This window comes from Reinekea sp., assembly GCF_982785585.1.
The window spans coordinates 35,497-46,181 of sequence record NZ_CEYAVF010000026.1 but is presented as its reverse complement, the minus strand read 5'-3'; the positions used below and the strand labels follow the sequence as shown (position 1 = coordinate 46,181).

Genomic DNA, 10,685 nt, shown 5'->3' with positions numbered 1-10,685 from the left:
GCAAAAGGCAACCCAATGCAGGGATGACGCGGTTTGTCGGTTACGTTAGTATGGGCAGCCTGGCAAATCGACTCAAATCACTGATTCGGTTGCAGTTTTTAGCGCCACCTATTTTCGTCACACCTTATTATAGGAAAACACCATCGTATGAGTGCCCCACGCAAAATTCTCGTTACCAGCGCCCTCCCCTATGCCAACGGTCAGATACATCTGGGGCATATGATGGAGCAAATCCAGACGGATATATGGGTACGGTTTCAGAAGAGCATGGGTAACCACTGCATGTACGTTTGTGCCGATGACACCCACGGCACGGCGGTGATGTTGCGTGCCGAGAAGGAAGGCACCAGCGCAGAAAGCTGGATCAAGAAGATGAATGCCGACCACAAGGCCGATTCCGAAGGCTTCTTGATCGGCCATGACAACTATTACAGCACCCACTCCAGTGAAAACAAGGCGCTGTCGGAACTGATTTACGCTCGACTGAAGGCCAATGGCCATATACAGGTTAAGACCATCCAGCAGCTCTACGACCCGGAAAAACAAATTTTCTTGGCCGATCGTTTTGTGATCGGCACCTGCCCCAAGTGCAAGGCAGTGGATCAGTATGGCGATGCCTGCGAGAAGTGCAGCGCCACTTACGAACCCAATGAGCTGATCGATCCGCGCTCGGTCTATTCCGGTGCCACGCCGATTGAAAAAGCCTCGGAGCACTATTTTTTCGATCTGCCGCAGTTTCAAACCATGCTGCAAGATTGGACCCGCTCAGGCACCTTGCAGGACAGCGTCGCCAACAAGCTGGCCGAATGGCTCGATGTTGGCCTACAAGCCTGGGATATCAGCCGCGACGCGCCCTATTTCGGTTTTGAAATTCCCGATGCGCCGGGCAAGTACTTCTATGTTTGGCTCGATGCGCCGATCGGCTATATGGCCAGCTTCCAGAACCTGTGCGATCGCACCGACGGGCTCGACTTCGACGCCTATTGGGCCAAAGGCGCCCAGGCCGAGCTGTACCACTTTATCGGCAAGGACATTATCAATTTCCACGCCCTGTTTTGGCCGGCCATGCTCAGCAGCGCCAATTTCAAGACCCCCGATGGCGTCTTCGCCCACGGCTATGTCACGGTAAACGGCGAAAAGATGTCCAAGTCGCGCGGCACCTTTATTATGGCCAAGACCTATTTAAAGCACTTGAGCCCGGAATATCTGCGCTATTACTACGCCGCCAAACTCGGCGCGGGTGTGGAAGATATCGACCTGAACTTGGAAGACTTTGCCCAGCGGGTCAACAGCGACCTGGTCAACAAGGTCGTTAACATCGCCAGCCGCTGTGCCGGTTTTGTCCATAAGGCCGGTGGCAGCTTGTCGACCACCGTGGCCGAGCCGCAGATGCTGGCCGACTTCGTTGCCGCCGGCAGCTCGATCTCAGCGCTGTTCGAGAAGCGTGAATACAGCAAGGCGGTGCGCGAAATTATGGCCCTGGCCGATCGCGCCAATGAATATATCCAGGCCCAGGCGCCCTGGTCGATGGCCAAGGTCGACGGCAAGGCTCAGGAGGTGCTCGATGTTTGCTCCATGGGTATCCATCTGTTCCGCCTGATCACCATCTACCTGGGCCCGATCGTGCCCGAGCTCAATGCCAAGGTGGTGGCCTTTTTACAGGTCAAGAGCCTGAACTTCACCGATGCCGACCAGACCCTGACCGGCCACGCCATCGCCGCCTTCAAACCCTTGCTGACACGTATCGACATGAGCCAGATCGAGGCGCTATTGGCAGACAGCAAGGCCGATACCCTGATTGAAAACGGTCAACCCGCGGCCGAGCCAGAGCCAGCCACAGCAGCCGCCAAAAAAGCGGCCAAGCCCGCGGCACAGCAGGCCAAGGTAAGCGCCAAACCGGCCGCGACTGAGGACAACTCGGTGATCGATTTTAATGACTTCGCCAAGATTGACCTGCGCGTGGCCAAGGTGATCCAGGCCGATCATGTCGAAGGCGCCGATAAGCTGCTGCAGCTGCAATTGGATGTCGGCAATGGCGAAACCCGCCAGGTCTTTTCCGGTATCAAGAGCCGCTATCAGCCGGAAGAATTGCTCGGCAAAAACCTGGTTCTGGTCTACAACCTGGCGCCGCGCAAGATGCGTTTCGGCATGTCCGAAGGCATGGTTCTGGCCGCCGGCGATGGCCAGGAATTGTGGATACTGGAAGGCAACAGTGCCACCCCACCGGGCACCAAGATCAGCTAAGCCCGACCGCCCGGCCGACCCTAATTACACCAGCGGGATCGCTTCCGCTGGTGTAATGGTATTGTACCCGCGCTGTCGGGCCAGCATGAGGTTGGATGCGCGCTGCTTAATCCACAGGGCAGTCAATGCCTGCTCTTATTGGCACCGGAGGAGCCTGTACAACTTGGCTAATATTTAATCTAGGTCATTGAGCGAGTACATTAGGCCGAAAAGGCATTAAAAAATACCTAAACTCGCCTTGTGAGCTATATCAAAACGCCGGATAATAGGCCGATAATTTTTAAGACCCTGTTTAGCGATGACTGAATACATTTTACTGCTTATTGGCACGGTGTTAGTGAATAACTTCGTGCTGGTGCAGTTCCTCGGCCTATGCCCCTTTATGGGCGTGTCCAACAAGCTTGAAACCGCTGTCGGTATGTCGGCGGCAACGACCTTTGTGCTGACGCTCTCCTCGGTCGCCAGTTATGTGGTCTATACCTTCCTGCTCGTCCCGCTCAGCCTAACCTATCTCAAGACCATCAGCTTTATTTTGGTGATCGCCTTTATGGTGCAATTTACCGAGATGCTGGTGCGCAAGACCAGCCCGCTGCTGTATCGCGTGCTGGGCATCTTTTTACCGTTGATCACCACCAATTGCGCCGTCTTGGGCGTCGCCCTACTCAATATCAGCCGCCAAAACTCGCTAATGGAGAGCTTTCTCTATGGTTTCGGTGCGGCGCTGGGCTTTTCACTGGTCTTGGTGCTCTTTGCCGCCATGCGCGAGCGCATCAATCTGGCCGATGTGCCCAAGCCGTTCCAAGGTGCCGCTATCGGCCTAATCTCGGCAGGTATTATGTCATTGGCCTTTATGGGTTTCTCCGGACTGGTGGCGGGCTAAGATGCTGAGCGCGGTACTAACCCTCCTCTTGCTTGCGGCCGTCTTCGGGGCGCTGCTCGGTTTTGCCGCCATCCGCTTCAAACCGGAAGGCAACCCTATTGTCGATCAGATAGACAACCTCTTACCCCAAACCCAATGCGGTCAGTGTGGTCATCCTGGTTGTCGGCCCTACGCCACCGCCATCGCCGCGGGTGAGGACATCAATAAGTGTCCCCCCGGGGGCGAAGCCACTATTGTCGCCCTGGCCGATTTGCTCGATGTCGAGGTCATGCCCTTGGATGCCGAACACGGCGTCGAGGCCATTCGCACCGTCGCTGTGATTCGCGAGCCCGAGTGCATCGGCTGCACCAAGTGTATTCAGGCCTGTCCGGTCGACGCCATCCTCGGCGCGGCCAAGTTGATGCACACCGTGATCGCCGACGAATGCACCGGCTGCGACCTCTGTGTTGAACCCTGCCCGGTCGATTGTATCGATATGGTGCCGGTTGCTACCACCCTGCGCAGCTGGCATGTCGATAAGCCCGGCGCGCTGATTGCCAGCGATAAAAACCCGCTGCTCAACGCCATGGATAAGAGTGCCGCATGAGAGGATCTCAGTACATCAAGGTGATCGATATCGGGTCTTTTCCCGGCGGCATCCATCCGGCGCAACACAAGGGGGAATCCAACACCACCCCGATTACCACCCTGCCGCTACCGGATAGGCTTTGGCTGCCGTTAAGCATGCATATGGGTGCTGCCGCTGAGCCGAATGTACAGATCGGCCAGCACGTGCTCAAGGGTGACCTGATCGCCGCGGCCGCGGGCCGGGTGTCGGCCAATATTCACGCGCCCACCTCCGGCACCATCGGTGCCATCGAGGCGCACGCCTTTGCTCACGACTCCGGTTTTAGCCAACCGGCTATCGCGCTCGACAGCGACGGCTTGGAGCAATGGCGGCCACAGCAGGCCTGGTCCGATTGGCGCAGCAAAGGCACCGAGGCAGTGATCGAGCGAATCCGCGCCGGTGGCGTGACCGGCTTGGGTGGCGCCGGTTTCCCAACCGATGTGAAATACCGCAATAGCCAGGCGCAGATCCACACCCTGCTAATCAATGCCGCCGAGTGCGAACCCTATATCACCGCCGATGATCGACTGATGCGCGAACGGGCAGAGGATATCTTGCGCGGTGCCCAAATCTGCCAATGGCTGGTGGGGGCCAAAACCATCCTAATCGGCATCGAAGACAACAAGCCCGAGGCCATAGCGGCGCTCAAGGCCGCCGCCGAGCAGTTACAGCTGGCGATCGAATTGGCGGTGGTGCCGACCAAATACCCCTCCGGGGGTGAAAAACAACTGATTCAGTTGGTCCTGGGGGTCGAGGTGCCGCACGCTGGCTTGCCCAGCGATCTGGGTATTGTCTGCCAAAACGTCGGTACCCTGGCACAGGTCTATCGCACGGTGGTGTTCGATGAACCGCTGATCGCTCGGGTTACCACCGTCACCGGCGCCGCAGTGGCCCAGCCAGGCAACTATCAGGTATTGATCGGCACGCCGATCGAGCAACTGCTACAGCACGCCGGTGTGCAGATGGCCAAGGCCGATCGCGTCATCATGGGCGGTCCGATGATGGGCTTTGCCGTGCCGGACCTACAGGCACCGGTGGTTAAGGCCACTAACTGCTTGCTGGTACCGACCAAAAAGGAACTGCCGCCGGCCCTGCCCGATAACCCCTGTATCCGCTGTGGCCTGTGCGAACAATCCTGCCCGGTCTCTCTGCTCCCCCAACAGATGCTCTGGGCGGCCAAGAACCGGCAGTTGGATGCGGCACAGTTACACAGCCTCGATGCCTGTATCGAATGCGGGGCCTGCGCCTATGTCTGCCCGAGTCGCATTCCGCTGGTGCAGTACTTCCGCTACGCCAAGGGCGAGATTCGGCAAGAAAATGAAGCCACGCGCAATGCCGAACGGGCGCGCATTCGTTTTGAAAATCGCCAAAACCGGCTCGAGCGCGAACAGGCCGAGAAAGAGGCCAAGCGCCAATTGCGCGCAGCCACGGCTGCTAAGGCATTAGCCGCCAAGACCGGCGCTGAAGGCCAAGCCGGCAGCGAGACCAATGAGCTGATCGCAGCCACGCTGGAGCGAGTCGCGGCGAAAAAGCCGCTAGTCAGTGCGCCGCCGGCCAGCCTGAGCCTGGAAGAATTGGCCGCCGCGGCACAGGCCAGCCAAGCGAAGTTTGCCAGCGCCGCGGCTCGCCTGGCCGAGGCCGAAGTCAACGCGCCCGATATGGTTAATGCGTTGCAAAGGGCGACCGGCAAGCTGGAAGAAAAATATCTCTCGACTGAGGCGGCCTATCAAACCGCCCGGGCGGCAGCGGACACCCAACCATGAAGCAGAACAGGACCACGCCATGTTGACCCTTAGTTCCCCCCATACGGTGGGGCAGAATTCCGTCAGCAAGATGATGTTTACCCTCTTGGCGGCCCTGGTGCCCGGCTTGGCGGCTCTGATCTATTACTTCAGCTGGGGTTATTTGATCAATTTGCTCTTGGCCTCGGCCACGGTACTGGCCGTTGAGGCCGGCCTGCTGGCGCTGCGTAAACGGCCGGTTGGCTTCTTCCTGCGCGATGGCTCGGCCTTGGTCACCGCCGCCTTGCTGGCCTGTGCCTTGCCGCCGCTCGCGCCTTGGTGGGTCACGGTGCTCGGCGCCGCCCTGGCCATCCTGTTCGGCAAGCAGCTGTTTGGCGGCCTGGGCCAGAATCCCTTTAACCCGGCCATGGTGTCCTACGCCCTATTGCTGGTCTCGCTGCCGGTCTTGATGACCACCCGCTGGGCCAATGTCGAACAGCCCAGTTCCTTTATGACCAGTCTGATGGTGATCTTTGGCGACCCCGGCTTGGTGCTCGATGGCCTGACCGGCGCCACGCCGCTGGACTATTACAAGCTCAATATCGGTCGGCTGACGGCCAGCGAACTGACCGCCAATCCACTGTTCGGGCCGCTCGGCTCGGTCGGTTGGGCCCAGGTCAATCTCGCCTTTTTGGCCGGCGGTGTGCTGTTGCTGGTACGCCGGGTGATCAGCTGGCATATACCGGTGGCCCTGCTCGGCACCTTGGGCTTTATGGCGCTGTTTTTCAGTGCCGATGCCGATGTGCATGTGCCATTAAGCTTGCATCTGTTCGCCGGTTCAACCATGTTGGCGGCCTTCTTTATCGCCACCGATCCGGTCTCTGCGGCCACCAGCAATAGGGGCAAACTCTATTATGCGGCCGGTATTGGCCTGTTGATTTACCTGATTCGCACCTGGGGCAACTACCCCGATGCCACGGCCTTTGCCGTGCTGCTGATGAACTTTGCCGCGCCGCTGATCGACCATTACACCCGGCCGCGGGTCTATGGCCAGAACAAACCGATCAAGGGATTTAAAGCCGATGACTGAGCCCAATAGCCCAACCACGCTGAGCCAATCGATTCGCCGTTCCGCTATTGGCCTGGCGATTTTCGCCTGCTTTACCGCCGGCCTGATCAGCGTCACAAACTTCTTTACCCAGGACACCATTCAGGCCAATGAACGTGCCTATGAAGCGCGCCAACTCTTGTCGCTCCTGCCCGACGGTTATGCGGCCGAGGCCTTACTCAACAGCGCTCGCAGCCTCGACCAGATCGAGGCGACCGATCTAACGTTGCTGCACATCGCCGGCGATGAGCTCTACTATAGAGCGATCAACGATCAGGGCCAGGTCGACGCGATCTTGCTGCCCTTGGTGGCGCCGGAAGGCTACAGTGAAGCGATTCGCCTGATTGTCGGCATCAGCCCAACTGGCACCATCATCGGGGCCCGCGTGACCCGGCACCGAGAGACACCGGGCCTGGGCGATCAGGTTGAACTGCAGAAGTCGAATTGGATCCTGCAGTTCAATGGCCGCTCGTTGGCCAAGCCATTACCCGCCGCTTGGCAGGTTAAAAAAGATGGCGGCCAATTCGATCAACTGACCGGCGCCACCATCACCCCGCGCGCCATCGTCACGGCGCTGCGTCAGGGCCTGGAGTTCTTTGAATTGAATAAAACCCGCCTGCTGGCCGATGCCCTGCTGGAGCCTACCCTATGACACAAGCCGCGAGCCCTGACTCAAAAACCCTGATAAATAACGGTCTATGGACTAATAACTCGGCGCTGGTGCAACTGCTTGGCTTGTGTCCAATGCTGGCCGTGACCGGCACCGTGGTCAATGCCCTAGGTCTGGGCTTGGCGACCCTGGCCGTGTTGGTGGGCTCCAACGCCGCGGTCTCATTGATTCGCAACTATGTCGCCGACTCGATTCGCCTGCCGGCCTTTGTGATGATTATCGCCTCACTGACAACCTGTGCCGAGCTGTTGATGCAGGCCTTTACCTACGAGCTCTATCAGGTGCTGGGTATCTTTATCCCGCTGATCGTCACCAACTGCATTATTCTCGGTCGCGCCGATGCCTTTGCCCGCAAGAACCCGCTGATCCCCTCGATCCTCGATGGCCTCTCGATGTCGGTCGGCTTTCTGTTGGTCTTGTTGCTCTTGGGCGCCATGCGCGAGGTGATCGGCCAGGGCACGCTCTTTACCAATATGCATCTGATTTTTGGTGAGTCGGCGCGCGCTTGGGAGTTGCAGGTTTTTGACAACTACCCCAACTTCCTCTTTGCCGTCTTGCCACCGGGCGCCTTTGTCGGTCTGGGACTGTTAATTGCCTTGAAAAATGTGATCGATGACTGGGTCAGCCAGCGCCAACAGGGTCACGAGACCGGGGTCGCCGGCAGCAAACGCGTGCGCGTCACCGGCGCGGTCCACTGAGGGGGAATCCAGCATGAATCGCAGCCTGCGCAGCGAAATCTTTAGCCGCTTACGCACCGCCAATCCGGAGCCGAAAACCGAGCTCAATTACAACTCGCCCTTTGAGCTCTTAGTCGCCGTGGTCTTGTCGGCACAGGCCACCGACAAGAGTGTCAACAAGGCCATGGCATTGCTCTTTCCGGTCGCCAACCGGCCGGAGACCATCGCCGCCTTGGGCGTCGAGGGCCTATCGGCCTATATCAAGACCATCGGCCTATTCAATACCAAGGCTAGGAATGTCATCCGCCTGTGTGAGCTGTTGATCCGCGACCATCAATCCGAGGTACCTGACGATCGAGCGGCGCTTGAAGCCCTGCCCGGCGTGGGCCGCAAGACCGCCAATGTCGTGCTCAATACCGCCTTTGGCCACGCCACCATGGCGGTGGACACGCATATTTATCGGGTTAGCAATCGCACCGGCATCGCGCCGGGTAAGAATGTGCTCGAGGTCGAGCATCGGTTGATGCGCCTAGTGCCCAAGGAGTTTTTGTTCGACGCGCACCATTGGTTGATCCTCCATGGCCGCTACACCTGCACCGCTCGTAAGCCTAAATGTGGTAGCTGTTTGATCGAAGACCTGTGTGAGTTCCGTGAGAAAACCGTGGACTAATAGCCGATGACTGTTGGAATCTTAGTGGACCCAAGCTGTGATTTACCAACGCCCTGGTATCAGGGTTACCAGGTCACGCTAGTGCCCAACAGCCTGATGCTCAATGACCAGACCCTGGTCGATAAGCGCGACGTGGCCGCCAGCCAAGCTTTTTACCGGCCCACCTCGGCCGAGCAGCGGGCCAAAGCCGAGCGCCACTGTGACCCGCGTATCGCTGCGCCAAACCTTAACCCTGACTCTAACCAAAACGGCCCTTTCTACCCTGGAATTAACAGCAATGGCCCAGCGGATGCCCTGACAGCCAACTTGCCCTACCAATACGACCAACTGTTAATTGTGACGCCCTACCCTTCGCTCAGTCTCAGTTTGCCCAGCGTGCGAGCAACCCTGACCCAAGCGCAGCCCCAGATTGATGCCTTGCGCCAAGCCGCCCGTCTGGTTCGGCCCTTTAGGGTCCGGGTACTCGACAGCCAAAGTGGTTATGCCGGCTATGGCCTGGTTCTGCACCAGGCGTTGCGCCTGCTCGGCCGTAAGGGCTACAGCGTAGACCAACTGAAACAGTCGCTCGATGGCTTTAAAGTCTCGTTAACCACCTTTGTGCAGCCCGGCCAACGGGCTTTTGACACTGCCATGCTGCGCAAACCGCCCTACCAGCTTGGCTGGTTGCGTCGGCAACAACTCAAACTAACGGCTCGCCGGCCGATCTTTCAACTTGATAGCGACGGGGCCCACTGGGTTCAGTCGCGTGCTAACGCCAATTTCGAAAATGATTTCTTGGCCTTCGCCCATGACCGCCTGATGCGCGCCCGGCTGAGCAAACCCTTGGTTAATCTTAGCTATGCCGGCGACCTGGCGCACCTGCGCGAGCAGCCAATGTTCACTGCCATGCACCGGCAGATTCGCCAGCAGGGCGGCACCCTGCTCTACTCGATGATGGCGCTATCCAGTGCGCTGCAACTCGGTTTGGGGGCGCTGAGCCTGGCCTTTGTCGAGACCCGATGATAGGCCGGCGTTGGCGCGCCGACCTGCGCCGCTAGCCCTAGCGTTGCAGCGCGATCAGCTCGCCATTGTCGGTCAATTGCCAGCGACCGTGGTGGTCGAAACTGATCAGCCCCAAGGCCCGCAAGCGCGTTTTCAATTCGTCAAACGAGGCCTGATCGATGCGGATATCGGACACGGCATGGCTACCACTCCAGGCGCGTTTGGCCTGATGCAGCACTCGCTCATGCAATCGGCTGGCGACCAGAGCGCGCAAGCGCGTCTCACTGGTCGGTGACAACAGGGTGGCCGAGGTCCATTGAAAGACCTCTGCTAGATCCATAGCCAAGACCCCGTCAAAGGGTTTGAGTCGGCCCTCTCGGAAGGCATTACATTGGTAAGCGACCCGCCAGGGCCGATGGTCCGCAGCAAAGCTGAGCGCGGACCCGTCATCCTGGCTGGCCAACACTTTGAGCCTGTGCTCCAGTTGACGGATTTGGTTACGTAATTGCCGGACCAGATGATCTTCTTGAGGGTTAATGGCCTTCAGCAGCGGCTGAAGATCGGCCTTAAGCCAGCCCAAAGAGGGGTAGGTTTCAAACAGCTGCTCCAGTCCCAGTTCGACGGCATCGCGCAGACTGTCGGCGTCGTGCCAGTAATAGATTAGGCCACTGGTGAGCGAGCTGATCAGCCCATCGAGCCGCTTCTGTTCAAACGGATCCCTGCTGCTGCGCTCGCCGCGGTAAATTAGGCTCAGAACCGGTTTGCGGGTGGCTTGGGCGGTATTATAGAGGGTATGAATAAAGCCAACGCCGCGTTCGGTTAGCGGGCCGTATTCGGTGCCGATCAGCAGCAAAACGTAATCGGCGTCGGCCATCGCGTGCAGATTGAGTTTATGAATGTAATTGGCGGGGATAGCAGGATAGGCCAAGCCGACCGGGACAGCGCCCTGCCCGACAATGGCTTCTTGGACCACTTTTCGTTCGCTGTCCTGGTGCCGCTCTAACGCGGCCACCAGTACCATCATTCGTCTTTCTGACATTTACAAGTACGCGGTCCTTATCCGTTATAGGGTCCCGGTCTGTGGCCGACAGCGGGGCGGGCTGGGCCAACATCCATTAACCATTAAC

Annotated in this window: 10 protein-coding genes; 9 read left to right on the top strand and 1 reads right to left on the bottom strand. The window is 58.6% G+C overall.

The annotated features are described in order from the left end of the window. Positions 1 to 147: 147 nt before the first annotated feature. The 9 genes from metG (at position 148) to AC4FIC_RS11105 (ending at position 9,579) form a co-directional block, all read left to right on the top strand. Positions 148 to 2,244 (top strand): methionine--tRNA ligase, encoded by a 2,097-nt coding sequence (metG, locus tag AC4FIC_RS11145; protein WP_490359405.1) that lies wholly within the window; start codon positions 148 to 150, stop codon positions 2,242 to 2,244. Positions 2,245 to 2,542: 298 nt separating this feature from the next. Beyond that, complete coding sequence (gene rsxA, locus AC4FIC_RS11140; protein ID WP_100256912.1) at positions 2,543 to 3,124, top strand: electron transport complex subunit RsxA; 582 nt, start codon at positions 2,543 to 2,545, stop codon at positions 3,122 to 3,124. A gap of 1 nt (position 3,125) precedes the next feature. Further along, the gene (gene rsxB, locus AC4FIC_RS11135) at positions 3,126 to 3,710 is read left to right on the top strand and encodes an electron transport complex subunit RsxB (protein WP_100256911.1); all 585 of its coding nucleotides are present in this window, start codon (positions 3,126 to 3,128) and stop codon (positions 3,708 to 3,710) included. After that, entirely contained in the window at positions 3,707 to 5,494 is a 1,788-nt protein-coding gene (gene rsxC / locus AC4FIC_RS11130; RefSeq protein ID WP_476195033.1) for an electron transport complex subunit RsxC, read from the top strand. Before rsxB ends, rsxC begins: the two co-directional genes overlap by 4 nt. Positions 5,495 to 5,513: 19 nt before the next feature. Further along, the gene (locus AC4FIC_RS11125) at positions 5,514 to 6,542 is read left to right on the top strand and encodes an RnfABCDGE type electron transport complex subunit D (RefSeq protein WP_100256909.1); all 1,029 of its coding nucleotides are present in this window, start codon (positions 5,514 to 5,516) and stop codon (positions 6,540 to 6,542) included. Continuing rightward, positions 6,535 to 7,212 (top strand): electron transport complex subunit RsxG, encoded by a 678-nt coding sequence (gene rsxG / locus AC4FIC_RS11120; protein WP_273284194.1) that lies wholly within the window; start codon positions 6,535 to 6,537, stop codon positions 7,210 to 7,212. Before AC4FIC_RS11125 ends, rsxG begins: the two co-directional genes overlap by 8 nt. After that, complete coding sequence (locus tag AC4FIC_RS11115; protein WP_100256907.1) at positions 7,209 to 7,928, top strand: electron transport complex subunit E; 720 nt, start codon at positions 7,209 to 7,211, stop codon at positions 7,926 to 7,928. The genes rsxG and AC4FIC_RS11115 overlap by 4 nt, the downstream gene beginning before the upstream one ends. A gap of 13 nt (positions 7,929 to 7,941) precedes the next feature. Next, the gene (gene nth / locus AC4FIC_RS11110) at positions 7,942 to 8,577 is read left to right on the top strand and encodes an endonuclease III (RefSeq protein WP_476451641.1); all 636 of its coding nucleotides are present in this window, start codon (positions 7,942 to 7,944) and stop codon (positions 8,575 to 8,577) included. A 6-nt stretch (positions 8,578 to 8,583) separates the two neighbouring features. After that, entirely contained in the window at positions 8,584 to 9,579 is a 996-nt protein-coding gene (locus tag AC4FIC_RS11105; protein WP_490359404.1) for a hypothetical protein, read from the top strand. Between the two features lie 37 nt (positions 9,580 to 9,616). Here AC4FIC_RS11105 and AC4FIC_RS11100 read toward each other — a convergent pair whose 3' ends face one another. Beyond that, the gene (locus AC4FIC_RS11100; RefSeq protein WP_145980252.1) at positions 9,617 to 10,597 is read right to left on the bottom strand and encodes a DUF4062 domain-containing protein; all 981 of its coding nucleotides are present in this window, start codon (positions 10,595 to 10,597) and stop codon (positions 9,617 to 9,619) included. Positions 10,598 to 10,685 lie beyond the last annotated feature (88 nt).

Excerpts from the sequence above, each read along its gene's own strand:
- metG (WP_490359405.1), top strand. The coding sequence starts at position 148 with ATGAGTGCCCCACGCAAAATTCTCGTTACCAGCGCCCTCCCCTATGCC.
- rsxA (WP_100256912.1), top strand. The coding sequence starts at position 2,543 with ATGACTGAATACATTTTACTGCTTATTGGCACGGTGTTAGTGAATAAC.
- rsxB (WP_100256911.1), top strand. The coding sequence starts at position 3,126 with ATGCTGAGCGCGGTACTAACCCTCCTCTTGCTTGCGGCCGTCTTCGGG.
- rsxC (WP_476195033.1), top strand. The coding sequence starts at position 3,707 with ATGAGAGGATCTCAGTACATCAAGGTGATCGATATCGGGTCTTTTCCC.
- AC4FIC_RS11125 (WP_100256909.1), top strand. The coding sequence starts at position 5,514 with ATGTTGACCCTTAGTTCCCCCCATACGGTGGGGCAGAATTCCGTCAGC.
- rsxG (WP_273284194.1), top strand. The coding sequence starts at position 6,535 with ATGACTGAGCCCAATAGCCCAACCACGCTGAGCCAATCGATTCGCCGT.
- AC4FIC_RS11115 (WP_100256907.1), top strand. The coding sequence starts at position 7,209 with ATGACACAAGCCGCGAGCCCTGACTCAAAAACCCTGATAAATAACGGT.
- nth (WP_476451641.1), top strand. The coding sequence starts at position 7,942 with ATGAATCGCAGCCTGCGCAGCGAAATCTTTAGCCGCTTACGCACCGCC.
- AC4FIC_RS11105 (WP_490359404.1), top strand. The coding sequence starts at position 8,584 with ATGACTGTTGGAATCTTAGTGGACCCAAGCTGTGATTTACCAACGCCC.
- AC4FIC_RS11100 (WP_145980252.1), bottom strand. The coding sequence starts at position 10,597 with ATGTCAGAAAGACGAATGATGGTACTGGTGGCCGCGTTAGAGCGGCAC.